This window comes from Dactylosporangium sp. NPDC000244 (genome assembly GCF_040300725.1).
Lineage (GTDB): Bacteria > Actinomycetota > Actinomycetes > Mycobacteriales > Micromonosporaceae > Dactylosporangium.
Window position 1 is genome coordinate 1 of record NZ_JBEPEH010000061.1, and the last position, 24485, is coordinate 24485.

Consider the following 24485-nt stretch of genomic DNA (forward strand, 5'->3'; position numbering starts at 1 on the left):
TTCCACGAGCGCACAACAACTCTTCCGGATACCCGGCCGAGTGTCGTAGGCTGTCGGCAGAACGTCCGCTGCGGCTCACTTTCGTGACCCGCGGTCTTCGTCCGTGTCCCTGCCGAGGACGTACGTTACCCGCTCCTCGCCCGACATCCAAATCGTGTCTGTCGGCCGTTCTACAGGCACGGATACTCCCTGGTCACACGGCTTGATGATCGTCTGGGCTTTGGCAGGACGACTGCCGCGACGCGACTTGCGCTCCGTAGCCGTGCGCCGACCGGCGGACGATTCGCCGCTCACGTGTGACCGTGCGATCGGCCCGCGACTCGACGTCCTCCCAGCATCCCGGCCACGCGCATGCCGGCAGCCGCTCCCCGCTGGCTAGAGGCGGCCTCAACCGGACCCTGCCGAAAGCGGATGTGAAGGAGACCGTAAGCGCGCTCGGCGATGGTGTGGGCATGGAGATGTACTTCGAAGACCACGGCCCCCTCGACACCCGCCCGCTCGTGCTCGTGCACGGCGCGCTCTCCGGCATCGGCACCTCGTTCGGCTCGCTGCTGCCGCTGCTGGCCAAGTCCCGCCGCGTGATCGCGGTCGAGCTGCAGGCCCACGGCCGCACCCCCGACATCGATCGGCCGCTGACCGTCGAGCACTTCGCCGCCGACATCGTCGAACTGCTCGACCGCCTCGGGGTGGAGCGGGCCGACGTGCTCGGCTGGAGCATGGGCGGCGCCGTAGCCCTGCGCCTCGGGACCGACCACCCCGATCGCGTCGGCCGGCTGGTGCTGGCGTCCATGAGCTTCCACAACGGCGGGATACACCCGGGGCTGCTCGACGGCATCGCGGACCTGCAGCCGGAGCACCTGCACGGGTCGGAGTTCCACGAGGAATACGTGCACACCGCTCCGGAGCCGGCCGGCTGGGCCAACCTGGTGACGAAGATGAAGGTCCTCGACGCCGACCTGCCGCAGTGGACACCGGAGCAGATCCGCGCGCTGGCAGCCCCGACGATGGTCGTCCTCGCCGACTCGGACATCATCCAGCCCGAGCACGCGGTGGAGCTGTTTCGCCTGCTCGGCGGCGGCGTCGCGGGCGACCTGACCGGCCTGCCCACCTGCCGCCTGGCGATCCTGCCCGGCACGACCCACACGACGGTGCCGCAGCGCGCCGACTGGATCGCCCCGATGGTGCACGAGTTCCTCAGGTGAACTCCACCCGGCCACCGCTCCACCACCACGCGCGCCCGCCCGGCAAGAACGCACACCACCGCGCGTGGCCGCCCAGCAAGAACGCACACCACCACGCGTGGCCGCCCAGCACCATGCACACCGCCCCGCGTAACCGACTGGCACCACGCACACCACCGCGCCGAGGCGCACCGACGCACACCGACAGGACTGCCGGGCGGCGGGATGACGACCTGACCAGCATGCCTACCTGCTCGCGGTCCGGACGCCCGGCGCGCACCACGATGCCGCCGCACGCCGACGTCGGCCCGCGGCTCCGGCGAGCACCGCGCACACCGCGGTGCCGGGGCGCGGTGGTCGGAGCCGTCGATCGTGGGCGAGTCCGTGGGCTGGGTGGGCGAGGGCCGGTCTACTCGGTGCCGGCGGTGACCAGGCCCAGGTCGGGCGGGAGCTGGCGGACGGCGATCGCCACGGCGTCCTCCGCGGTCGTGCTCTCGCCGATCACGTCGCCCAGGTAGCGGGAACGGACCACGAAGGCGTCCTCGGCCTCGGCCCACAGGCTCAGGCCCACGTCGCGCAGGAAAGGGCGGGTGGTGGATGAGAACTTCAGGACCCAGTGACTGGTGTATGGGTACAGGCGCCGCAGTGCGGGTGCCGCGTAGGCCGCCTCGGTGATCAGGCGGAGGCGGGGCAGGCCGGCGCCGGCCATCTCGGTGCGCACCGCCTGCCACTCGGACTCGGCCAGGGCCACCGGGTCGCCGTCCGGCACCTCGAAACGGCCGGTGGGCTCCATGAAGGGGGCGCGCTCGCAGATGCCGGACAGCGGTAGACCATCGCGCCAGGCCTCGGCGACCACGGCTACCTCGCGCAGGTCGTGGGTGTAGCCGGAGACGAGCGGCAGGTGCTGGTGTGCCTCCCCGCCGACGACGGAGAACTTGCGCTCGTGCTGGAAGGCGCTGACCTCGAGGCCGTTGCGATGCCCGACAGGCGTCACGACCGTCGCGCGGTGCAGCGGGTTGCGCTCGTCCGCGACGGCGTCCAGGCCGTGCTCACGCAGCAGCTCCGCGAGACCGCCCGCGGCCACGACGTCCGGATAGAACTCGCTCATGCCGCGACCGTATCCGGCGCCGGACACGCACAACCATCGCACCGCCCCGAGCCGCGACAGATCACGCCAACGCGTCGACGCCCTGGGCGCGAGACCATCGCGACAGCCGACCATCGCAACGGCCCGCTCGCGACAGAGCACGGCCGCGCGTCAGAGTGCTAAGCCGAGACCATCGCAATATCCAACAGGTCGTGACCGACGTGCGGTTCAGTAGAGTCCGCTCCCCCGCCACGGCGTCCGGATCTCGTTCAGGCGACCGATCCGCAAGGCCGCGCGCGGGCACGAGGTCCGGATGGCATTCGCTCTTGCCGCGGTCGCAGCTGGCGGCGGGTACCGTGCGGCCGCTTCGAGACGTTGGCGTTGGGCCGGGCTACCGCTCGCCCCAGGCCAGCAGCGCGGCGGTCGGCAGGATCAGGTCGCCGTTGTTCAGGAAGGGGGCCGCCAGCCGCTCGTACTCGTGGCGGGCCCTCGTCCGGGTCTGCTCGTCGCGGCCGGCCAGGGCCTCGCCCAGGGCGCCCATGCCGTTGGCGGGGCCGATCCACCACGACTCCAGGTCGGTGTGGTGGCTCCACTCGATGGTTTCGCTGGACATCTTGCGCAGGCCTGCCTTCGACAGCAGGGCCGCGACGCCGGCGGGAGTGCGGGGGAAGTTCAGGGGCTCGGGGACGATCGACGGGGCGGGCTCGATGTCGAGTGCGGCCAGGACGTCGTTCCACAGCTGCTGCAGGGGCGGGGCCGGGCGGGGCCAGACGGTGATCGCCACGCGGCCGCCCGGTTTGGTGACCCGGGCCAGGTCGGCGACGGCGGCGGCCGGGTCGGGGACGTGGTTGACGACGAAATTGGCGACCACGGCGTCGAAGGTGGCGTCGGAGAACGGCAGGTCGGGCAGGCGGCCGAGGCGCACGTCCGCCTCGGGTACGGACTCGGTGGCCAGCGCTACCATGCTCGGCTCGGCGTCGGCCGCGGTGACCTTCGCGCCTCGGGCGATCGCCAGGGCGGCTACCGTGCCGCTGCCGGTGCCCGCGTCCAGCAGCGTCCGGCCTGGAGCCGCGCCCGCGGCCTCGAGCAGGGGGCCGGCGGTGTGCGCGCACAGGTGTGCGTAGCTGTCCGCGAACGCCGTCGCGCGGCCGGTCCACTTCGCCGCAGGGTCAGCCATGCCGAAAAGCCTATGCCCGGCAGCGGACACAGGCGCCCCGAGGCCCGCCGCGACCCAGCGACACCACACTGAAGACGCGACCCAGCGACAGCACGCTGAAGACGCGACCCAGCGACAGCACACTAAAGACGTGGCCCAGCGACAGCACACTAAAGACGACGTGGCCCAGCGGCACCACGCTGACGAGGCGACCGAGCGGCACCACGCCGACAAGGCGCGGCCCTGACACACGCCACGACAGCGGTCGTCGGGCACGAAAGGGTAAACCAGGTGCCGAAGCGGCGGACGGTCGTTACGCTGCCCGCCGTGTTGAAACGGCTTCGGCATCTGCGCATGGACCTCCGGCCTCTGCGGCGCCGCGACTTCCGGCTGCTCATGGCCAGCGGGGCGATCACGATGTTCGGCAGCTTCATCACCATCGTGGCGGTGCCGTTCCAGCTCAAGCAGCTGACCGGCTCGTACGTCGCGGTCGGGGCGGTCGGCATCGTGGAGCTGGTGCCGATGGTGCTCAGCGGTCTCTGGGGCGGGGCGATCGCCGACGCGGCCGATCGGCGCAAAGTGGTGCTGATCTGCGAGTTCGCGATGGCCCTGTGCACCGCGGGGCTGCTGGTCAACGCGATGATGCCGCGCCCGGCGGTGTGGCCGTTGTACGTCGTCGCCGGCTCCGTCGCCGCGCTCGACGGGCTCCAGCGGCCCTCGCTCGACGCGATGACGCCGCGGCTGGTGCCCCGCGACGAGCAGACCGCGGCGAACGCGATCTCCAGCGTGCGCTGGCAGATCGGCGCCGTGGCCGGGCCGGCGGTCGGCGGGGTGCTGGTCGCGCTGGCCGGCGTCCGGCTGGCCTACGCCGTGGACGTGCTCACGTTCCTGCTCTCGATCGGGCTGCTGTGGGCGCTGCGCCCGGTGCCGCCCTCGGCCCAGGCCGAGCGCCCCAGCCTGCGCGGGATCGCGCGCGGGGCGCGGTACGCGTGGTCCCGCCCGGAGCTGCTGGGCACCTACTTCGTCGACATCGCGGCGATGTTCCTGGCGATGCCGGTCGCGCTGTACCCGTTCATCGCCGACGAGCTCCACGCGCGCTGGGCGCTCGGGTTGCTGTACGCCTGCATCCCCATCGGCGCGATGCTGGTCTCGCTCACGAGCGGGTGGGCCTCGCGGGTGCACCGGCACGGGCTCATGGTGCTCATCGCGGCCGCGGTGTGGGGGCTGGCCGTCGCCGGTTTCGGGCTCGCCTCGAACATCGGGATCGCGATCGCGCTGCTCATCGTGGCGGGCGGGGCGGACATGGTCAGCGGGCTGTTCCGCTCGACGATCTGGAACCAGACCATCCCCGACCACCTGCGCGGGCGGCTGGCCGGGATCGAGCTGCTGTCGTACTCGATCGGCCCGACCGCCGGTCAGATGCGCGCCGGGCTCATGGCGGGCGCGGTCGGGCTGCGGGGCGCGATCGCGGCCGGCGGGCTGCTCTGCACCGGCGCCGTCGCCCTGTGCACGGTCTTCATGCCCGGTTTCACCCGATACGACGAGCGGACGTCACCACACGCCCAGGCGGCGCGGGCCGATCAGGAGCTCCAGCCGGCCGCGCCGTAACACGACGTGGTGACGACACCGTTGCTGACCGTGAAGTCGAGCACGCTGCCGACGCCGCCGACCTGCACCGTCCAGGCACCGCCGGCGGTGGGGGTGCCGAGGACGCGGATGCGATACCCGTCGATGCCGGCGCCGGCCAGCTGCCGGTAGTCGCGGTCGCTCAGCCCCGCCTTGAGCACGCCCAATACGGCGGCGCGCTGCACGGCGCTGAGCGAGTCCAGCGACAGCCCCGGGCTGGCCAGCGCCGGCCGCTGGTCCTCGTCGAGGGTGCCCATCAGGGCCTTCGTGGCGTCGAGCACGTCCTCGGGCGCCACGCTGGTGCCCGGCATCGGCGCGGCGCAGGCGCTCACGTTCGCGGCCGGAGTCGGGGTCGGCGCGTCCGCCCCGGTGCCACCCGCCGGGGCGCAGGCGGCCGCGACCGCCAGGGTCAGGCCGAGCACGAGCAACGAACCACGCACAAATCGCCACTTTAGCCCCGCATCGCCGCCGTGTCCTGCGCGACGGTCCTGAGCAGGCAACCACGCGCGGGCCTTGATCGTCTGGAACGTCATGGAACGCCGTCAACGCAGGGTGGACTTCGCGTGGATCGACGGGCTGGTGCGGCGCGACGGGCCGGCGGCCGCGGAGGCCGCGCTCGCGGGCTCCGACTGGGCCGAGGCGGCGGCGCTGCGCGGGGTGCTCGCCCGCCACGCGCACCTGCTGCAGCCGCTCGAGCCGGCGCACTCGGTCACCGACACGCTGATCGGGCAGGCTCGGGCCGTACCGGAGCTGCGGGAGGCGGCCGACGACTTCGCCGCGGCGCACGAGCGCGGCGGCGCCCGGCTCGTCCAGACGGTCCGGCGGCCCGAGTCGCCCGCCCCGCGCCGGGTCATCGCCTCCGGTGGGCCCATCACCGGAGTCGCGCTCGCGCCGGACGGGTCGTGGCTCGCCGTCGGCGGGAACCGGCGGCCGCTGGAGGTGTGGGACGTCGCCACCGGGCTCCGGCGGCCCCTGCCCGCCGCTCCGACCGGCCTGAGCCGCCTCGCCGTCGCGCCCGACGGGACGTGGCTCGCCGGGGTCGGCGAGGACCGCGTCGTGCGGCTCGTCGACGTGGACTCCGGGCGGGTCCGCGGCGAGCTGCCCGAGGTGTTCCACTGGCCGCAGTCGATGGCCGTCGCGCCCGGCGGGGACTGGCTCGCCGCCGCGCGCTGGGACGGCGTGTACCGCTGGGACCTGCAGGCCGGCCGGGAGCTGGCGCCGCAGCGGTACCCGTGGCCGCTCAACGCCGCCGCGATCGCCCCCGACGGGAGCTGGATCGCCGCGGCGTACCGCGACAACGGGCTGCGCGTCGAGCTGCGCGACACCGGCTCCGGGGCCACGCGTGCGCTGCTGCGCGGGCCCGCCGCGACCGTGAGCCGCATCGCGGTCGCGCCCGGCGGCGGGTGGCTGGCCGCCGGTACGAGCGAGGGAACGGTCGTGATGTGGAACGTCGGCGGAGCCGAGCCGCGCGCGGTGCTGCACGGCCACACCGGCGCCGTCAGCGACGTCGCGGTCGCCCCCGACGGCAGCTGGCTTGCCAGCACCTCGCACGACCGGACGCTGCGGCTCTGGGACAGCCGCACGGGCCGCTGCCGGGCGGTGGTGCGCGTGCCCGGGTTCGGGCTCAGCCGCGTGCGCATCGGGCCCGCCGGCGACTGGCTCGCCGTGGTCGCCGTGCAGGACCCGGCGGTGCGGATCTGGGCCGTGGCCGACCTGCTCGCCGAGGCCGGCGGCGACGAGGCGCCCGAGCGGATCGCGGGCCTGGTCGCGGGGGCCGACCGGGTCTGGGTGGGCACGCAGGTCCGCGACGTCGACACCGGCAAGTCCGTGCACACGCTGGAGGCGGCGGAGCCGGTGCGGGCCCTGGTCGCGGCGCCCGACGGGTCCTGGTACGCCGGCAGCGAGAACGGCGCCGTGCGGATCTGGGACACGGGCGGGGACCCGCCGCGCACGATGCCGGACGCGGAGGGCCGCGCGTCCCGGCCCCGGGCGGTGTCGCGGGACGGGCGCCTGCTCGCCGCGATCGCCGATGCCGTCGTGGTCGTCTGGCACGTCGCGACCGGCAAGGTGCTGTGCCAGGTGCGCATCAACTGCAAGCAGGTGCACGGCCTCGCCTTCGGCGCCGACGGCCGATGGCTCGCGCTGGCCTGTTCCGACGGGCGGCTGCGGATCGTCGACGTCGCTACCGGCCGCAACCGGCGGGTCATCCGGGCCCACGCGCACGCCGTGGCCGCCGTCGCCCTGGCGCCCGACGGGACGTGGCTGGCCACCGCGGGCTGGGACCGCACCGTGCGGACCTGGGACGCCCGCACCGGCAAGCCGCGCACGGTGCTGTTCGGGCTGACCGACTGGCCGGCCGCCGTGGCGATCGCGCCGGACGGCGAGTGGATCGCGGCGGGCGGGCACGGCGGCGTCCTGCACGTGTGGGAGGTGCGCACCGGCGAGCTGAGCGCGTCGGCGCGGGTCGACGCCCGGCTGCTCAACGGCTGCCGTTGGTCCGGCGACGGTACCGCCCTGAGCGCGACCGGCGGCGGCGAGTCCTACGTGTTCGCCTTCCACCCCGCCCAGCGGACGAGGCGGTCTCAGTAGCCGATCGCGGCGGCGGCCACCGAGCGCAGCGGCGCCGCCTCCGCGGCCGGCAGGTACAGGTCGGCCAGGTCCCGGGGCGACTCCTGGAACACGATGCCGAAGATCGTCACCGCGTCCAGGTACCGCGCGGCGTCGGTCGGGTGCTTGCCGTCCGGGACGATCAGGTAGGACGCGCCCCGCTCGGCGATGACGGTCTCGAACTCGTCGCCGATCGGGGCGAGCAGGTTCGGCAGGTCCAGCGCGGCGGAGAGGCCGGCGTAGTGCTCGTCGATCGCGGCCTTCGCCGCGGCGCGGGACGGGAACGGGGCCGGGTCGGCCAGCGCCCAGTTCTTGAACAGGACCACGCGGCCGCCGGGCTTCAGCACGCGCCGCAGCGCCGGGGCGTACGTGTGCAGCAGCGTGTCCGTCGCCGCCCCCGGGTCCGTGGCGACCAGCGTGCTGTACTCCTGCAGCACAACGTAGTCGTAGCGTTGCGTTGCGCCGATCGCGCTCGCGACCAGCCCGTCGTTCCAGGTCTGTCGCAGCGTGTAACCGGAGTGCAGGACCTCGGTGACGTCGATCGGCCGGCCGGCGGCGGCCGCGAGCCGGCGCACCAGGGCGGGCGTGTTCTCGCCGGTGGCCTTCGTGTAGCTGCCCAGCAGGCTGTTGCCCACGAACAGCACACTGATCGGGGCGCGGGCGGCCGGCGCGGTGGTGACCGAGTAGTGGATCGCCTCCCCGTCGTCCGTCACGGTGTACTCACCCGGCGCGGTCGGCACCGCGACGTCCGCGTGGTCGTCCGCGCGCAGCGCGAGGCGGTGGCCGGCCAGCCGGGTCAGGTCGATCACGGTGCCGTCGGTGAGCGGGCTCAGGCCGAGCACCGGGCGGCCGGTCGCCTCGTCGACGACCGCGACGCCGTTGACGAGCGCGGCGGCCGCGGGGATCTCGGCCGCGACCCTCGGGGTGGCCCAGCCCAGACCGGCCGCGACCGCCACGGCGAGGGTCAGCACGGCGGCGATCCACAGGCGGTGACGGTACGGCATCCTGTGGTGACTCCTCGCGCACGTGACGGACGGCTTGGTCCGCCCAGAGTCGCCATCACGGAGCGTGGTGTCAATCAATCGCGTGGCCGCAATGCCCCGCCCGGGTGTCGGACAGGCCCCGCACCACGGGGGCATCAGCTCGGGCGCTCGGGGCGGTACCGGACGTTGACGACAGTGCGTGACCCGTCGACTCCGGACAGCCGCACGGGCCGGCCGCCGGGATTGTCGAAGAGCCGGATGCCCTGCCCGAGCAGCACCGGCGCGATGTGGATGTCGATCTCGTCGATGAGCCCGCGCTCGAGCAGCTGCCGCCCGATCGTCGGGGAGAAGACCTCCAGGTTCTTGCCGCCGGCCGCCTCCAGCCCGATGCGCACCGCCTCGGCGACGTCGCAGCTGAGGAACGTGACGTCGGCGGCGGGCCGCGCGTCCTCGGGGTGGTGGGTGAGCACGAACAGGGCGCCCTTCCAGGCGCCGCCGTACGGCCGCACCTCGTCGATGGTCGCGTCCCACCCGCTCCGGCCGCCCAGCACGGCGCCGGTGGTCTCGACGTACTCCTCGACCAGCCCCGGCCGGAAGGACATGTCGCCGCTCATCCAGGACATGTCGTGGTCCGGCCCGGCCACGAACCCGTCGAGGGACATCGTGAAGTGCCAGAGAACCTTGCCCGCGGCCGTCTGCCGCTCGGTGTCGTCACTCATGCCCGTCGAGACGAGCCGCGCCGTGCGAACTCATCGGTTCCCGCACGGCTTCCTTCAGGTGCCGGACGGTTGCTCCGTTTCCGGCGCGCCACCCGCCCCGGGGCTAGGGTTGTTCGATGGCGCAGGGGTGGATGCAACTCGGCGAGCTCGGGCTCGCGCTCCTGCTGTCGGCGATCGTCGGCCTCGAGCGGGAGATCCGCCAGAAGAGCGCCGGGCTGCGCACCCACACCCTCGTCGGGTTCGCCGCGGCCCTCATCATGCAGGTCTCGAAGTACGGCTTCGCGGACGTCGTCGGCGGTCACGTGGTCCTCGACCCGTCCCGCATCGCCGCCCAGATCGTGTCCGGCATCGGCTTCATCGGCGGCGGCCTCATCTTCGTCCGCCGCGACGCCGTGCGGGGTCTCACCACCGCCGCCGTCATCTGGCTCACCGCCGCGGTCGGCATGGCCGCCGGCGCCGGCCTGTGGGTCCTGGCCATCGCCGTGACCGCCGGCCACCTGCTGGTCCTGCTCGCCTTCACACCGCTGGCGGCGCTCCTGCCGCGCTCGAAGTACGCCCCCTGGCGCCTGCGCCTCACCTACCTGGACGGCCACGGCGTCCTGCGCAACGCCCTCGCCGCCTGCACGCAGCGCGGGTTCACGGTCGCCGAGCTGCACGTCGAGCAGCCCCGCGGTGACGAGGAGCCCGCGGTCGTCGCGGTCCTGCTGACGCTGACCGGCAACCGGGACCTGGCCCCCTTGACCGCCGCCCTGGCCGGGCTCGACGGCATCCTGGCCATCACCCCCGACGACCTGTCCACCTAGCTCGGGCGGTTGTTTCCGGGCCCGGGTCACGGGTAGCGGCGGGAGGTGACGACCGTCGCGAATGTCCCCGCCTCGACGTGGAGCCCGCTGCGCATCGGCGTGTTCCGCGTGCTGTGGCTCGCCGTGCTCGGCAGCCAGGTCGGCACCTGGATGCAGATGGTCGGGGCGCAGTGGCTGCTGGTCGACCAGCCGGGCGCGGCCGTGCTCGTCGCGCTCGTGCAGACCGCGGGCACGCTGCCGGTGGTGCTGCTGGCGCTGCCCGCCGGGGTGCTCGCCGACTCGCTGGACCGCCGCCGGCTGCTGATCTGGGTGCAGCTGTTCATGCTCGCGGTCGGCGTGCTGCTCACCGGGCTGACGATCGCCGGGCAGATGACGCCGGCGCTGCTGCTGGCGCTCACCTTCGCGCTCGGCTGCGGCACCGCGATGACCAACCCGACGTACCAGGCGATGATTCCGGAGCTGGTGCCGCGCGCCCAGCTGCCCTCGGCCGCCGCGCTCGGCTCGATCAGCGTGAACCTGGCCCGGGCCGTCGGGCCGGCCGTGGCCGGGGTCCTCATCGCCCACACCGGCGTCGCCGCCGTGTTCGGCATCAACGCCGCCACGTTCCTGGGCTTCGCCGTCGTACTGTTCCTGTGGCGGCGGCACCCGACACCGGATGACGCGCTGCCGGAGCCGTTCCTCGCCGCCCTGCGCGCCGGCGGCCGGTACGTGCGCCATTCCCCCGCCCTGCGCCGGTTCCTCTTGCGCGTCGAGCTGTTCATCCTCCCCGCCGTCGCGCTGTGGGCCCTGCTGCCGCTGGTGGCCAGCCAGCGGCTGCACATGGGCGCGGGCGGCTACGGCCTGCTGCTGGCCGCGCTCGGCACCGGCGCGGTGCTCGGGGCGGCGGTGCTGCCGCGGCTGCGGGCGGCGCTGTCGGACAACGCGATGCTCTGGGGCGGCAGTCTCGTCTACGCGGTCGCGCTGGCCGTGGTGTCCGTGGTGCGGGTGCCGGCGGTGGCCGTGCTCGCGCTCGTGCCCGCCGGGCTCGCGTGGATGGCGGTGCTGTCCAACATCAACGCCGGGCTGCAGCTGTTCCTGCCGCACTGGGTGCGGGCGCGCGGGCTCGGGGCCTACCAGGGCGCGTTCTTCGGCGGGCAGGCGGTGGGCGCGCTCGCCTGGGGGCTGCTCGCCGTGCGCTTCGGGCTGGTGCCCGCGCTGCTGGCCGCGGCCGCCGTCACCGCGGCGGGCGCGGCGACCGTGCGGTTCTGGCCGCTCATCGAGACGCGGCATCTCAACCGGGAACCGGCCCGCCCGTGGCCGCAGCCGCAGCTGACCGTCGAGCCGGAGCGCTTTGCCGGGCCGATCGTGGTCGAGGTGACGTACATCGTCGCCCCCGGCAACGAGCCGGAGTTCCTGGCCTCGGCCGACGCGCTGCGGCGCACCCGGATGCGCACCGGCGCCGTGCAGTGGGGCCTGTTCCGCGCCGGGGAGGTGGCCGGCGAGATGGTCGAGGTCTACGTGGTGCCGACCTGGGACGAGCATCTGCGCCAGCACACCGGCCGGCTCACCGGGTCGGACGAGGAGATCGACCTGCGGGTGCAGGCGCTGTCGGAGCGCCCGCCCACCGTGGTGCACCTGCTGCCGGCCGACGTCAGCCGCTGACCGTCTCCTCCGCGAGCGCGGCGAGCGCGCCGGGCAGGCCGTGCTCGGCGGCGGCGCGGCGCTGGCGGTCGGCGCCGGTGCCGTGCTCGCGCAGGTGGGCCAGGCCCGCCTCGACGTCGGGCCGGTCGCCGTGGCGGTCCAGGGCGTCGCCGACGGTCGCCACGAGGTCGTCGATCAGGTCCCAGGCCGGGCGGGGCGCGTGGGTGCGCAGGTCGAGCAGGGTCCCGCCGAGGCCCGCGCGGGCGGCGTTCCAGTGCGCGGCGCGCAGCAGGTGCTCCGGTGGCACCACGGGCTCCCGGTCCGCGGCGATGCCGGCGATGGCGGTGGCGACCACGGCGCGGGCGAGCCCGGCCACGACGACGGTCTCGGCGGCGGTCGGGCCGACGTCGGCCACGCGGATCTCCACCGTCGGGTAGCGCGACGACGGCCGCGCCCACCACAGCACCATCGACGCGTCGAGCAACACGCCGGTCGCGACCAGTTCCCCGACGACGCGCTCGTAGTCGGCGGACGAGTCCAGGTACGGCGGCGGGCCGATGCTCGGCCAGCGCTCCAGGGCGATCCCGCGCCAGCTCGCGTGGCCGGTGTCGGCGCCCGCGGTGAACGGGGAGTTCGCGGTGAGGGCCTGCAGCGCCGGCAGCCAGGGCCGGATCGCGGTGCACACCTGGATGGCGAGGTCACGGTCGGGCACGCCGACGTGGACGTGGAAGCCGCACAGGGCCGGGTCGTGGGCGATGGGGCCGTAGTGGCGGGCGATCGCGCGGTAGCGGGGGGTGTCGGCGACCTCAAGGTCGGGCTCGCCGACCGGGGTCGCGCCGACCGCGACGAGCCGCGCGCCGACGGACTCGGCGGCGGCCGCGGCGGCGGCTCGGTTCTGCCGCAGCGCGCGGTACAGCTGCCGCAGTCGCGTGCAGACCGGGCTCACCATCTCCAGCATGCTGCGCCGGAACTCGACCCGGCTGCGCTCGCGCAGGTCGGCCGGCAGGGCGTCGCGGGCGGCGGCGGCCAGCGGCGCGTTCTGCCACGAGTCCGGGTCGAGCAGGAGGAACTCCTCCTCGACGCCGACGGTCAGGGTGAGCCCGGCCGCGCTCCGGGCGACCTGGGCCGGGCTCAGGGCGGTCAGCGTCATCGGCTCGCCCCCGCCGGGCGCGTCGCGGGGAGTCGCTTGGCGACCGCGACGGCGGCCGCCCCGCCGCCGGTGCCGATGTCGGCGACCCGGGCCGGCCGGTCCGCGGGCAGGGCGTCGCGGTCGGTCGTGGAGGTCATGAGCTGCGACTTCCCCGAAATCTCATGCTTAACCGAAGTTTGCGCGGGCAGATGATCACCCAGCGGGCCGGTGTCGGCCGCCCTCGCCGGTCGCCCGCGCGGCATCCCCCACGTCGAGGCGAGCGACGCCGGCAGCAGCGGGCCGTCCTCGCAGGGCGTCACGGAGGCGGTCTCATCCATACGGACGCAGTGCCCGCGTCGAAACGACGCCGGGCCGAGCGCTCGCCCATGGCCGTACCATGTGCGGCGGAGGTGATGCGGCAGTGACCGACGCTGTCACCGTCCGCTACGCGTTGACGGGCGGCCCGTTCGGGGCAGCCGAGGAGCGGGCCGCCGTCTACGAGCTGCAGGAGCGGCTCACCGCCGCGCTGGCCGGCCTGGACGCCGGCGAGCTGTCGGGCAACGAGTTCGGCGGCGGCGAGGTCGCCGTCTACCTCGACGGCCCCGACGCGGACCGGCTCTACACCGCGGCCGAGCCGGTGCTGCGGGCGTTGCCGAACCGGCCGGCCCGGGCGATCCTGCGCTACGGCGCGCCCGGTGACCCGGCCTCCGTGCGCCGCGAGGTCGACCTCGACGTCGGGCTCGTCGGGCCGCCGCCGGCCCGCCCCAAGCCCGGCAGACGCACGAGGATCGTCGCGGCCGAGGGCGATGTGTTCCGGATCCCGATCGACGACGCGCGTTCGGTCTACGGCCAGCTCGTCGCGCTCGCCGGTGACTACGCGCTCGTCGTGGTCTTCGACGCGCTCGGCCTCGACGCAGTGGCCGGCGCCGACATCCTGCTGCTGGCCAACACGTTCGACGACTGCCTGGCGGACGGCGAATGGCCGATCGTCGAGCGTCGCGCCGTCCGGGCCGACGTGCCGTGGCCGGTCTACAAGTTCTGGGGCTCGTCGACGCCTCCGGTCCTCGTGGACCACTTCGGCAACGTCTTGCGCGAGGCGACGCCGGAGGAGGCCCGGAGCCTGCGCGGCCGCACGCAGATCTCCCCGGGCGCGGTGACCGGTGCCGCGCGGGCCGCTTTCGGGGTCGGGGACTGGCTCGACTACTACGACGCGTTCCTCCCCGACGACAAGGCGACCGTCGCGTGGTTGGGTCGGGGCTAGGCTCCTGCAAATGCGGATGCTGCACCTCGGCCTGCGGGTGACGGACCTCGGACGCTCGCTCGCCTTCTACACGGCGCTCGGCTACGACCAGGTCGGCGTCGTCCCGGAGACGGGGTTCGGGAGCCTCACGATGCTGCAACTGCCGGGCGACCCGTTCGTCAGCCTCGAGCTCGTCCACGACCCGGCGCGGCCGGTCACCGACACCAGCGCCGTCAACCACCTCGTCGTGCAGGTCGACGACCTCGCCGCGACGGTCGCCGATCTGTCCGCGCGCGGCATCGCGGCCGAGCCGCCGGCGGACCTGGGAGCGGGGATGTTCACGTCGTGGGCCACCGATCCCGACGGGTACCGCATCGAGCTCGTCCAATGGCCGCCCGGCCACCCCGAAGGCATGTCGGCCGCCGACTTCGCCTGACGCCATGGCGCTGCGCATCGATCCCGTGCGGCCGGACACCGTCCCGCTGTGGCGCGAAGTCCACAACCTCGTCATCCCGGCCCACCAGCTGTCGCTGGACGAGGTCCGGGAGCGCTCGGAGCGCAACCGCCTGACCCTCGCCCACGACGGCGGGACGCTGGTCGGCAACGCCACCATCCGGCCGCCCGGCCCGGATTCCCGGACGGCGACGGTGATCGTCCGGATTCTGCCACGGTACCGGCGGCAGGGCCTCGGCACGCAGTACCTCGACGCGCAGCTCGCCGACGCCCGCGCGCTGGGGGCGGAGCGCATCGAGACCGTCGTCCTCGCCGCCAACCGCGACGGCCTGGAGTTCGCGCGGCGGCACGGTTTCGTCGAGTTCGACCGCTACACGCTCGACGGCGACGACGCGGAGTACGTCGACCTCTACCTCACGTAGGCGAGCCCTGCATCTCACCCCGGACGGCGTCCGGCAGGTCGTCGCCCCGTGGCTGGCCCCGCATCGCGCCGGCCTCGCACCGGGGGCGCAACGCAGCATCGCGGGCCGCGTGCCGAAGGTATGGCCGTGCAAGCGGTACGCAGTCGGCTGGCCTCGGCCTACCTCGCCCTCGCCGGGCTGATCCTGGCGGGGTTCCCGATGGTGCCCGACGGCAGCCTGGCCCAGACGGTATGGCAGGTCGCGTGCGGCTGGCTCGGCGCCGCGGCGATCGTCGTCGGCGTCCGGCGGCACCGGCCCGCCGCCCCGGCCGCGTGGTGGCTCGTCGCCGCAGGGGTGGCCGGCAACGCCAGTGGCATCGGCGTGGAGGCGATCCTGACCAGGACCATGGCGGAACCGGGCTTCCCCTCGTGGGCCGACGCGGCCTACCTGTCGCTGTACCCGTTCGCCGCGGCCGGCATGTTCCTGCTCATCCGGCGCCGCAGCCCGCTGCGCAACTGGTCCACCGTCGTGGACGCCGGGACGCTGACCACCGGCATCAGCCTGCTCGCGTGGATCTTCATGGTGAAGCCGGCGGCGTCCGACCCCGACATCGGGCTGCTCGGGCACGTCGTCAGCGTCGCCTACCCGGTCGGCGACATCGTGCTGCTCGCCATGACGGTGCGGCTGCTGCTCGACGGCGCGGCGCACAACACGTCGTTCCGGCTGCTCGGCACCGCCCTGATCGCCTTCCTCGCCGGGGACACCGCGTGGGTCGTGGTCAACCAGCTCGCCCTGGAGCCGGGTCCGATGGCGCACAAGCTGCTCGCAGACGTGTACCTGGTCGGGTTCCTCGCGTTCGGCGCCACGGCGCTGCACCCGGACGTGCGCACCATCGCCCGCCCCGCTCCGCCGCGGCCGGTGCGACCCAGCCGGCGCATGCTCGCCGTGCTGGCCTCGACCTCGCTCGTCGGCCCCGCGCTGCTGCTCGCCGAGGCGCTGACCGGAGACGTGAGCGATGCCGTGGCCATAGCGCTCGGCTGCGCGGCGCTGTTCCTGCTCGTCGTGACCCGCATGTCCCAACTGCTCACCCAGCTCGACATGCAGTCGCAGAAGGTCCGCGAGCTCGCCGTCACCGACGACCTCACGGGGCTGGCGAACCGGCGGGCCTGGAACGCCGAGGTGCCGCGGGCTGTCGAGCGCGCGCGCCGGACCGGGACGCCGCTCGCGGTCGCGCTCGTCGACCTCGACCACTTCAAGCGGTTCAACGACAGCTACGGCCATCCCGCCGGCGACCGGCTGCTCAAGGAGGCGGCGGCCGCCTGGCAGCACCACCTGCGCTCGGCCGACCTGCTCGCCCGCTACGGCGGCGAGGAGTTCGTCGTGCTGCTGCCCGGCGCCTCGGCGGACGAGGCCGGGCGCGTGCTCGACCGCATGCGCGAGGCGACGCCGCTGGGCCAGACGTTCTCGGCGGGCATCGCGATGCTGGCCGACGGCGAGGGCTCCGACGAGCTCGTCGCCCGGGCCGACGCGGCCCTCTACGCGGCCAAGCGGGCCGGGCGGGACCGGGTCGCGCTCGCGGCGGGCCGGGCGGGCTGACCGCGCGGGATCAGGGCTCCTGCGGGCCGTACACCTCGTCGAAGACCGGGCGGTTGGAGCGGATGCGCGGCAGGCGGGTGAAGTTGTGCCGCGGCGGCGGGCAGCTGGTGGCCCACTCGAGGGAGTTGGTGTATCCCCACGGGTCGTTGCCCTCGACGACGCGCCCGAAGCGGTACGAGGACCACAGGTTGTAGAGCAGCGGCAGGATCGACACCCCGAGGATGAGCGCGCCGATGCTGGAGATGGTGTTGTACGTCGTGAAGCCGTCCGAGGGCAGGTAGTCCGCGTACCGGCGGGGCATCCCGCGCGTGCCGAGCCAGTGCTGGACGAGGAACGTGGTGTGGAAGCCGACGAACGTCAGCCAGAAGTGCGCCTTGCCGAGCCGCTCGTTGAGCATCCGGCCGGTGATCTTCGGAAACCAGAAGTAGAGCCCGCCGAACGCGGCGAAGACGATCGTGCCGAACAACACGTAGTGCATGTGGGCGACGACGAAGTACGTGTCGCTGACGTGGAAGTCGACCGGCGGCGAGGCCAGCAGCACCCCGGACAGCCCGCCGAAGAGGAACGTCACGAGGAAGCCCAGCGACCACATCATCGGGGTCTGGAACGTCAGCTGGCCGCGCCACATGGTGCCGATCCAGTTGAAGAACTTCACGCCGGTGGGGACGGCGATGAGGTACGACAGGAAAGAGAAGAACGGCAGGAGCACCTGCCCGGTGACGAACATGTGATGCGCCCAGACCCCCATCGACAGGATGGCGATGGCGATCGTGGCCCCGACCAGGCCCTTGTAGCCGAAGACCGGCCGGCGCGCGAAGACCGGCAGGATCTCGGTGACGATGCCGAAGAACGGCAGGGCGACGATGTACACCTCGGGATGGCCGAAGAACCAGAACAGGTGCTGCCACAGCAACGCCCCGCCGACCGCCGGGTCGAAGACGTGCGCGCCGAGCTTGCGGTCGGCCTCGAGCACGAGCAGGGCCGCGGTGAGCACCGGGAACGCCATCAGCACCATGATCGCGGTGATGAAGATGTTCCAGGTCAGGATGGGCATCCGGAACATGGTCATGCCGGGCGCCCGCAGCGTGACCACGGTGGTGATCATGTTGACGGCGCCGATGACCGTGCCGACGCCGGCCACCACCAGGCCCATCGTCCACAGGTCGCTGCCGACGCCGGGCGAGCTCGGCTCGCTGTTCAGCGGCGCGTAGGCGAACCAGCCGAAGTCGGCCGCCCCGCCGGGGCTCGCGAACCCGGCGATGGTGATGAGGCCGCCGGTGAGGTACAGCCAGTACGCGAGCGCGTTGAGCCGCGGGAAGGACACGTCGGCGGCGCCGATCTGCAGCGGCACCAGGAAGTTGCCGAAGCCGAAGACCAGCGGCGTGGCGAACAGCAGCAGCATGATCGTGCCGTGCATCGTGAACAGCTGGTTGTACTGCTCGGTCGACAGGAACTGCAGCCCCGGGCGCGCGAGCTCGGCCCGCATGAGCAGCGCCAGCACGCCGCCCAGCAGGAAGAAGCCGAACGACGTCACGAAGTACATGACGCCGATGCGCTTGGCGTCCGTGGTCGCCAGCAGGTCCACGACCCGGGAGCCGGGCAGGGTGCGGCGGCGGGGACCGGGCAGGTTGGGCGTGTGCACCGGATCGATCGGCAGCACCGCGCGATCGGTCATCGGCGGTCTCCTTCGGCTCCGGCATCGGCGGTCTTCTTCGCGCCGGCTTCGGCGGTCCCCGTCAGCGCCGGCTGGCCCGCGCCCACGCGCTGCATGCGCTTCGGCACAGCCCATCCGGCGTACGGCAGCGGCAGGGCGTCAGCAGGGGCGAGCGGCTGCTCGATCTCGCGGTACTCCCCGTCGGGCATGCGGACGACCACGCCGGTCTCCAGCCCGTGCGCGAGCCGCTGGCGGTCCTGCTGCTGGAAGCCCAGGCACACCCGGCGGGCGACGTAGAACGCCAGCGGCGGCAGCAGCACCGCGCCGATGCGGCCCGCCCAGATCATCGCGTTGAGGCTGATGTGGAACTTGTCGGCGATGATGTCGTTGGCGGCCGACACGGTGAGCACCAGGAAGAACGTCACGGCCATGGCGGCGACCGCGGTGCGGGTGGGCGCGTCGCGGGGCCGCTGCAGCAGGTTCTGATAGCCCTCGCCGGGATGCCGCCGGGCGTGGCCGAACGGGTAGCCGATCGCGAGGACGGTCAGCAGGCCCGGGAGCACGACGCCGGGCCAGAAGACCGGGGACAGCGTGTAGCCGAAGGCGCGGATCTCCCACGGGGGCATGAGCCGCAGGCCGCCGTCGAGGAACATGACGTACCAGTCGGGCTGGCTCCCCGCGGAGACCACGGCGGCCTCGTAGGGGCCGAACAGCCACAGCGGGTTGATCTGCACGAGGCCGCCGAGCCCGGCGATCACGGCGAAGACGATGATCGCCAGCCCCGTGGAGCGCCCGGCGAAGCCCGGCACCATCCGCTCGCCGACGACGTTGACGTCGGTGTGCCCGGGGCGGGGCCACTGGGTGTGCTTCTGCTTGACGATCAGGCCCAGGTGCACGCTGATGAGCGCGATGAGCACCCCGGGCACCAGCAGGACGTGCACGATGTACAGCCGGCCGATGATCAGCTCGCCCGGGAACTCGCCGCCGAACAGGGCGCTGGACGCCCAGGTGCCGACGATGGGCAGCGCCTCGATGATGGTGCCGGCGATGCGCAGGCCCGTGCCCGACAGCCCGTCGTCGGGCAGGGAGTAGCCGGCGAACCCCTCGATGAACCCGAGCCAGAACATCAGGATGCCGATGACCCAGTTCGCCTCGCGCGGCTTGCGGAAGGCGCCGGTGAGGAAGATCCGGCCCATGTGCACGACGATCGCGGCCATGAACAGGTTCGCCGACCAGTGGTGCATCTGCCGCAGGAACAGCCCGCCGCGGGTGTCGAAGGTGATCCGCAGGGTGGAGTCGTAGGCGGCCGACATCGGCATCCCGCGCAGCGGCGCGTAGGAGCCGTCGTAGCGGACCTCGCGCATCGACGGGTCGAAGAACAGCGCGAGCATGATGCCGGTCAGCACGAGCATGACGAAGGAGTACAGCGCCAGCTCGCCGAGCATGAACGACCAGTTGTCGGGGAAGACCTTGTTCAGCATCCGCCGCAGTGGCGTGGCCGCCTGGAAGCGCTCGTCCGCCGCCCGGGCCGCCCGCTCGGCGCGGGGCGGACGCCGGCTCACCGCGACTCCGGGGAGCCGGCGTAGAACTCGTACACCAGGCCGGCGATGGCCAGCAGCGAGGCGATCACGGCGGTGCCCAGCAGCCACCACTGGCTCAGCGCGATCCCGACGGCCCCGGTGGCCACCGCGATCGCGATGCCGAAGGGCCAGAAGCCGGGCGGGGCGAAGTACCCGACCGTCCCGGCCCCGTCGGCGATCTCGGCGTCCGGGCGGTCCTCGGGCCGCGGCGGCATCCGGCGGGCGACCAGCGCGAAGTAGCCCGCGCAGAGCGTGCTCATCAGGCCCGACACGACCAGCGCGGTGCCGCCGGCCCACTCCGTGTGAGCGACCGCGCCGCTCCCGGTCCACCACAGGTACACGGCCGCGGCGGCGAACATCAGCGCGGCGATGATCCCGAACACCTTCGCCTCCGTGCGCACCGCGCCCCCTTCACCCGGACGGGTCGTCCGGCACCGCAGCGCCACCTATCCCGCCGGGCAGGGTTCAAACGCCTTCGCCGCGGACCGCCACCTTCCACGTCAACCCGTATCGGTGGGCCCGGCGGATCTGCCGCCAGGCCGCCGTCACCTCCTCGGCGACGAGGAACGGCACGGTCAGCGAGATCGCGGCCGAGAGCAGGCACAACGTGCAGAAGGTGCCCACGACCAGGGCCTGCACCAGGATCAGGCCGATCGCCGTGAGCGCCATGGCGGCGGCGGTCAGGCCGAGCAGGAGGACCAGCCACGGCCGGCGGCGCCAGCGGCGGGTGCCCCCGGAGAGCTCCAGCACCATCTCCAGCAGGTAGGCGGCGGCGCCGAGGGCCGCGTCGCGCACCGGCAGGGACCGGGAGAACGCGGAGTCGAGCACGCGGACGCTGCCGTCGCCGAACCAGGGCTCCCAGACCTCGCCGGTCACGCCGTACTGGAACAGGGCCAGCCGCAGCGACACCGCGAAGCCCATCAGCGCCAGCGCCGCGACGATGATCCGCACCGGCCAGGCCGACGGGCCGTCGAAGGCGAGCCGCCACCACTCGGGCATCGAGGCCGCACGCCGGGTCATGAACCGGCTCCTCGTCGCCACCGCCGGGACGGAACGCGGCGCCACCGGCGCCTGGGGTCACTGCGCACCCGAGTCACCCTCTGCCGGTTCCCCCGCGCGGGCGGCTCACACATCCCGGGCGTTTGGCCGTCCCGTGGCCGGGTACCGGGGCGGCCCTCGTCCGTGCCGGTCCGCGGCCGGTCAGCATCCGGTTGGAACCGATGTCCGGCGCGGCGAGTCTCAGATATGGGCGAGCCACCTTCCGGGGTCGGCCGGACCGGCGAAGCCCAGTGGCGGCGATCAAACTTCGCGCCGGCGGGGTACCAGACGGTCCAGGGGTCGTCAGCTCGACGAGAGGAGGTCCATCGCTTGCTCGACGAGTTCGCCGTGCGGGTCGACGGCGGCGCCGACACGGCGACCGTCGCGGTCATCGGCGTGGTCGACCTCGACACGGGCAACCGGCTCTTCGACGCGATCGCGGCCGTGCTCGGCCGCGACGGGCTGCGGCGGGTCGAGGTGGACCTCGGGGCGGTGACGATGCTCGACGCGGCCGGGGTCGGCGTGCTGCTGGCCGCGCGCAACCGGGCCCGCACGGTCGGCGTGCGGTTCCGGGTAAGCAACCTCAGCGAGCCGGCCCGCGAGGTGCTGAAGATCGTCGGGCTGCTCGGCATCGCCGCCTGACGGGCGCCGCCGACGTCAGGCGTCGCCCATGACGAGGCCCTCGATGGTGTGCTTCTGCTCGATCGGCACCAGCGTGCCGACCACCGCGCAGGTCAGGTGGTCGCGCACCACCGCGGGCAGGGCCGCGTGGTAGTCGCGGATGACCGCCATCGCGTGCCGCTCGTCGTTGCCGGCCCCGGGCACGTCGAAGCCGAGCTCCACGATCTGGTACCGCGGACCGAGCACGGCCTCGCAGACCGCCGTGACCCACGGGTGCGACGCCAGGTCGGCGAAGCCGCGCAGCTGCTCGGGGTGGATCTCCACGTAGTGGCGGTTCGGGCCGCGGCCGACCGCGCCGCCGGGCCGGGCGAGCGCCTCGGCGAGGGCCGCGTCCATGTCCTCGCGCATCCGGTCCGCCCACTCGACCGGAAACGCCCCGCGGCACGCCGTGATGCCGTCGCGGTAGATCTCGTCGTAGGCCTGCATGCGCTCAAGCTTGCAACGTGGCATGCAACGTTGCAAGTGGTGCCGTACGATCGATTTGTGGGAGCGAGCCTCAAGGACGTCGCCGAGCGGGCGGGTGTGTCGATCCGGACCGTGTCGAACGTCGTGAACGACTTCCCGCTCGTCGCCGCCGGCACCCGCGAGCGCGTCCAGCGGGCGATCGACGAGCTGCAGTACCGGCCCAACGCCGCCGCGCGCAGCCTGCGCGGCGGCCGCTCCGGGCTCGTCGGGCTGGTGCTGCCCGAGATCGCCTCGCCCTACTTCGGCGAGCTGGCCGCCCTGGTGACCCGGGCCGCGGAGCGCCGGTCGTGGACCGTGCTGGTCGAGCAGACCGACGGCGATCCGGAGCGCGAGCGGCGGCTGCTCGACGGCGGGCGGGCGCCGGGCGGGCAGGTCGTCGACGGGCTGCTCATCAGCCCGTGGGCGCTCAGCCCCGCCGACCTGCGCCCGCACCCGGGCGGCGCGCCCGTGGTGCTGCTCGGCGAGCAGGACGGCGGCGGCCGCTTCGACCGCGTCGCGATCGACAACGTCGCGGCGGCCGCGGACGTGACCCGCCACCTGCTCGCGACCGGCCGGCGCCGCATCGCCGTCGTCGGGCTGCAGCCGCACCTGGCCAACGGCACCGCGGAGCAGCGGCACCGCGGCTACCGGGCCGCGCTCGCCGAGGCCGGCGTCCGGCCCGATCCCGCGCTGGAGGTCCCGGTGCGGCGCCTGCACCGCGCGGACGGTGCCGCGGCCCTGGCGGGGCTGCTGGACGAGGGGCGCAAGTTCGACGCGCTGTTCTGCTTCACCGACCAGCTCGCGCTCGGGGCGCTGCGCACCGCCGGCGAGCGCGGGGTGGGGGTGCCGGGGGACGTGGCGCTGGCCGGGTTCGACGACATCGAGGACGGCCGGTTCAGCACGCCGTCGCTGACCACGGTCGCGCCGGACAAGGCGGCCATCGCGGAGGCGGCGCTGGAGTGCCTCGCCGACCGTCTCGGCCGCGGCACGGCCGCCGGTCCGGCACGCTGCGTGGTCGTCCCGCACCGCTTCGTCGCGCGGGAGAGCTCCGCCTGAGGGAGACGGTGCTCACATCGGTGGCGGGTGCCGCACATCCGCCGGTCGTCCGGGAGGATGTTCTGGTGATGCAGTCGCGTACGGAGCTCGTCGAGGACTTGATGGGTCGCTTTCCCCACGTGCCGAGGGAGGCGGTCATCAAGGAGGATCTGCTGCGCGGCGGCATGGCCTTCGACGACTCGGCCCTCACCGACAACGAGGGCGGGGACGTCAAGCCGAAGTCGTACTTCATCTTCTCCTTCGACCACCGCACCCTGCCCGACCTCGGCACCGCCGCGCTGCGCCGGCCGCCGGAGGAGATCGTGCTCACCGGCGGGCCCTACGATCTGCGCCGCACCGTGGTCTCCGTGCGGATCAACCCCAGCTCGCCGTACCGTGTGAAGACCGACGAGGACGGCCGGCTCCGGCTGCACCTGGACGACCGGCCCATCGCCGACATCGGGCTCCCGCCGATGCCCGACTACTACCGGCACACCCTCGCGAACGGCAAGTCCGTCATGGAGGTCGCGCCGACCATCCAGTGGGGCTACCTCATCTACCTGACGGCCTTCCGGGTGTGCCAGTACTTCGGCGCCAAGGAGGAGTGCCAGTACTGCGACATCAACCACAACTGGCGCCAGCACAAGGCGGCCGGGCGGCCGTACACGGGCGTCAAGCCGGTGGACGAGATCCTCGAGGCGCTGGCCATCATCGACAAGCACGACACCGAGCGGGCGTCGAAGGCCTACACGCTGACCGGCGGCAGCATCACCTCCCACGTGGGCGGCAAGGCCGAGGCGGACTTCTACGGGCAGTACGCCCAGGCGATCGAGGAGCGCTTCCCGGGCCGCTGGATCGGCAAGGTGGTCGCCCAGGCCCTGCCCCGCGCCGACGTGCAGCGGTTCAAGGACTACGGCATCCAGATCTACCACCCCAACTACGAGGTGTGGGACAAGCGGCTGTTCGAGCTCTACTGCCCGGGCAAGGAGCGCTACGTCGGCCGCGAGGAGTGGCACCGCCGCATCCTCGACTCGGCCGAGGTGTTCGGCCCCCGCAACGTCATCCCGAACTTCGTGGCCGGCGTGGAGATGGCCGCCCCGGCCGGATTCACCACCGTCGACGAGGCGATCGCCTCCACCGCCGAGGGGCTGGAGTACTTCATGTCCCGCGGCATCACCCCGCGGTTCACCACCTGGTGCCCGGAGCCGACCACGCCGCTGGGCAAGGGCAACCCGCAGGGGGCGCCGCTGGAGTACCACGTCCGGCTGCTGGAGTCCTACCGCGCGATCATGGAGGCCAACGGCCTGACGAGCCCGCCCGGCTACGGCCCGGCCGGCCCCGGCCGCGCGGTCTTCTCGGTGAGCTCGTTCATGGACAGCCTGCCCGCCGCGCCCGACGCCGCCTAGCGCTCACCGCCGGCCGGTCGTCACGGGGTGCGGCGCAGGCGGCCGG

The 24485-nt window shown here is 73.6% G+C and carries 24 protein-coding genes; 12 read left to right on the forward strand and 12 right to left on the reverse strand.

Annotated features, from left to right (window positions below; genetic code table 11):
• Positions 1 to 452: 452 nt before the first annotated feature.
• Positions 453 to 1202 (forward strand): alpha/beta fold hydrolase, encoded by a 750-nt coding sequence (locus tag ABT369_RS52595; protein WP_350625319.1) that lies wholly within the window; start codon positions 453 to 455, stop codon positions 1200 to 1202.
• Positions 1203 to 1590: 388 nt separating this feature from the next.
• Here the strand turns inward: ABT369_RS52595 and ABT369_RS52600 are convergent, their stop codons facing one another.
• Complete coding sequence (locus ABT369_RS52600) at positions 1591 to 2289, reverse strand: DUF6193 family natural product biosynthesis protein (RefSeq protein ID WP_350625321.1); 699 nt, start codon at positions 2287 to 2289, stop codon at positions 1591 to 1593.
• A gap of 370 nt (positions 2290 to 2659) precedes the next feature.
• Positions 2660 to 3445: a methyltransferase domain-containing protein gene (locus ABT369_RS52605; protein WP_350625323.1), complete on the reverse strand. Its 786-nt coding sequence runs from the start codon at positions 3443 to 3445 to the stop codon at positions 2660 to 2662.
• A gap of 306 nt (positions 3446 to 3751) precedes the next feature.
• On the opposite strand from ABT369_RS52605, the gene ABT369_RS52610 reads away from it, so the two are divergent.
• Positions 3752 to 5032 (forward strand): MFS transporter, encoded by a 1281-nt coding sequence (locus ABT369_RS52610; RefSeq protein ID WP_350625325.1) that lies wholly within the window; start codon positions 3752 to 3754, stop codon positions 5030 to 5032.
• On the opposite strand, the gene ABT369_RS52615 is transcribed toward ABT369_RS52610, so the two are convergent.
• Entirely contained in the window at positions 5005 to 5490 is a 486-nt protein-coding gene (locus tag ABT369_RS52615; RefSeq protein WP_350625327.1) for a DUF3500 domain-containing protein, read from the reverse strand. The genes ABT369_RS52610 and ABT369_RS52615 overlap by 28 nt on opposite strands.
• Before the next feature lie 91 nt (positions 5491 to 5581).
• On the opposite strand from ABT369_RS52615, the gene ABT369_RS52620 reads away from it, so the two are divergent.
• Positions 5582 to 7639, forward strand: a complete 2058-nt coding sequence (locus tag ABT369_RS52620; protein ID WP_350625329.1) for a WD40 domain-containing protein — start codon at positions 5582 to 5584, stop codon at positions 7637 to 7639.
• Here ABT369_RS52620 and ABT369_RS52625 read toward each other — a convergent pair.
• Positions 7633 to 8661, reverse strand: a complete 1029-nt coding sequence (locus ABT369_RS52625) for a hypothetical protein (RefSeq protein WP_350625331.1) — start codon at positions 8659 to 8661, stop codon at positions 7633 to 7635. The genes ABT369_RS52620 and ABT369_RS52625 overlap by 7 nt on opposite strands.
• Before the next feature lie 134 nt (positions 8662 to 8795).
• Complete coding sequence (locus ABT369_RS52630) at positions 8796 to 9359, reverse strand: dihydrofolate reductase family protein (RefSeq protein ID WP_350625333.1); 564 nt, start codon at positions 9357 to 9359, stop codon at positions 8796 to 8798.
• A gap of 116 nt (positions 9360 to 9475) precedes the next feature.
• Between ABT369_RS52630 and ABT369_RS52635 the strand changes: the two genes are divergently transcribed.
• Complete coding sequence (locus ABT369_RS52635; protein WP_350625335.1) at positions 9476 to 10162, forward strand: MgtC/SapB family protein; 687 nt, start codon at positions 9476 to 9478, stop codon at positions 10160 to 10162.
• Positions 10163 to 10207: 45 nt separating this feature from the next.
• The gene (locus ABT369_RS52640) at positions 10208 to 11803 is read left to right on the forward strand and encodes an MFS transporter (protein ID WP_350625337.1); all 1596 of its coding nucleotides are present in this window, start codon (positions 10208 to 10210) and stop codon (positions 11801 to 11803) included.
• Here the strand turns inward: ABT369_RS52640 and ABT369_RS52645 are convergent.
• Entirely contained in the window at positions 11793 to 12932 is a 1140-nt protein-coding gene (locus ABT369_RS52645) for a carboxylate-amine ligase (RefSeq protein ID WP_350625339.1), read from the reverse strand. The genes ABT369_RS52640 and ABT369_RS52645 overlap by 11 nt on opposite strands.
• Entirely contained in the window at positions 12929 to 13069 is a 141-nt protein-coding gene (locus ABT369_RS52650; RefSeq protein ID WP_350625341.1) for a hypothetical protein, read from the reverse strand. The genes ABT369_RS52645 and ABT369_RS52650 overlap by 4 nt, the downstream gene beginning before the upstream one ends.
• A 263-nt stretch (positions 13070 to 13332) precedes the next feature.
• On the opposite strand from ABT369_RS52650, the gene ABT369_RS52655 reads away from it, so the two are divergent.
• From ABT369_RS52655 to ABT369_RS52670, 4 genes are all read left to right on the forward strand, one after another.
• Complete coding sequence (locus tag ABT369_RS52655; protein WP_350625343.1) at positions 13333 to 14172, forward strand: hypothetical protein; 840 nt, start codon at positions 13333 to 13335, stop codon at positions 14170 to 14172.
• A 10-nt stretch (positions 14173 to 14182) separates the two neighbouring features.
• Positions 14183 to 14587 (forward strand): VOC family protein, encoded by a 405-nt coding sequence (locus ABT369_RS52660; protein WP_350625345.1) that lies wholly within the window; start codon positions 14183 to 14185, stop codon positions 14585 to 14587.
• Between the two features lie 4 nt (positions 14588 to 14591).
• The gene (locus ABT369_RS52665; protein WP_350625347.1) at positions 14592 to 15026 is read left to right on the forward strand and encodes a GNAT family N-acetyltransferase; all 435 of its coding nucleotides are present in this window, start codon (positions 14592 to 14594) and stop codon (positions 15024 to 15026) included.
• A 126-nt stretch (positions 15027 to 15152) separates the two neighbouring features.
• The gene (locus ABT369_RS52670; protein WP_350625349.1) at positions 15153 to 16601 is read left to right on the forward strand and encodes a GGDEF domain-containing protein; all 1449 of its coding nucleotides are present in this window, start codon (positions 15153 to 15155) and stop codon (positions 16599 to 16601) included.
• A 10-nt stretch (positions 16602 to 16611) separates the two neighbouring features.
• Here ABT369_RS52670 and ctaD read toward each other — a convergent pair whose 3' ends face one another.
• The 4 genes from ctaD to ABT369_RS52690 form a co-directional block, all read right to left on the reverse strand.
• On the reverse strand, positions 16612 to 18276 hold the full coding sequence (ctaD, locus tag ABT369_RS52675) for an aa3-type cytochrome oxidase subunit I (RefSeq protein WP_350625351.1): 1665 nt from the start codon (positions 18274 to 18276) through the stop codon (positions 16612 to 16614).
• A complete protein-coding gene (qcrB, locus tag ABT369_RS52680) occupies positions 18273 to 19817 on the reverse strand; it encodes a cytochrome bc1 complex cytochrome b subunit (RefSeq protein ID WP_502891940.1) in 1545 nt (514 codons plus the stop codon). Before qcrB ends, ctaD begins: the two co-directional genes overlap by 4 nt.
• Positions 19814 to 20236 carry a cytochrome c oxidase subunit 4 gene (locus tag ABT369_RS52685; RefSeq protein ID WP_350625353.1) on the reverse strand — a complete coding sequence of 141 codons (423 nt, stop codon included), beginning with the start codon at positions 20234 to 20236 and terminating at the stop codon, positions 19814 to 19816. Before ABT369_RS52685 ends, qcrB begins: the two co-directional genes overlap by 4 nt.
• A gap of 64 nt (positions 20237 to 20300) precedes the next feature.
• The gene (locus tag ABT369_RS52690; RefSeq protein WP_350625355.1) at positions 20301 to 20855 is read right to left on the reverse strand and encodes a vitamin K epoxide reductase family protein; all 555 of its coding nucleotides are present in this window, start codon (positions 20853 to 20855) and stop codon (positions 20301 to 20303) included.
• A gap of 348 nt (positions 20856 to 21203) precedes the next feature.
• Between ABT369_RS52690 and ABT369_RS52695 the strand changes: the two genes are divergently transcribed.
• Positions 21204 to 21515, forward strand: coding sequence for an STAS domain-containing protein (locus tag ABT369_RS52695; protein WP_350625357.1), 312 nt, complete (start codon positions 21204 to 21206; stop codon positions 21513 to 21515).
• A 15-nt stretch (positions 21516 to 21530) separates the two neighbouring features.
• On the opposite strand, the gene ABT369_RS52700 is transcribed toward ABT369_RS52695, so the two are convergent.
• The gene (locus ABT369_RS52700; RefSeq protein ID WP_350625359.1) at positions 21531 to 21980 is read right to left on the reverse strand and encodes a phytanoyl-CoA dioxygenase family protein; all 450 of its coding nucleotides are present in this window, start codon (positions 21978 to 21980) and stop codon (positions 21531 to 21533) included.
• 57 nt (positions 21981 to 22037) lie between these two features.
• Between ABT369_RS52700 and ABT369_RS52705 the strand changes: the two genes are divergently transcribed.
• Both ABT369_RS52705 and ABT369_RS52710 read left to right on the forward strand, forming a co-directional pair.
• On the forward strand, positions 22038 to 23054 hold the full coding sequence (locus ABT369_RS52705) for a LacI family DNA-binding transcriptional regulator (RefSeq protein WP_350625361.1): 1017 nt from the start codon (positions 22038 to 22040) through the stop codon (positions 23052 to 23054).
• A gap of 68 nt (positions 23055 to 23122) precedes the next feature.
• Entirely contained in the window at positions 23123 to 24439 is a 1317-nt protein-coding gene (locus ABT369_RS52710; protein ID WP_350625363.1) for a radical SAM protein, read from the forward strand.
• Positions 24440 to 24485: the final 46 nt, after the last annotated feature.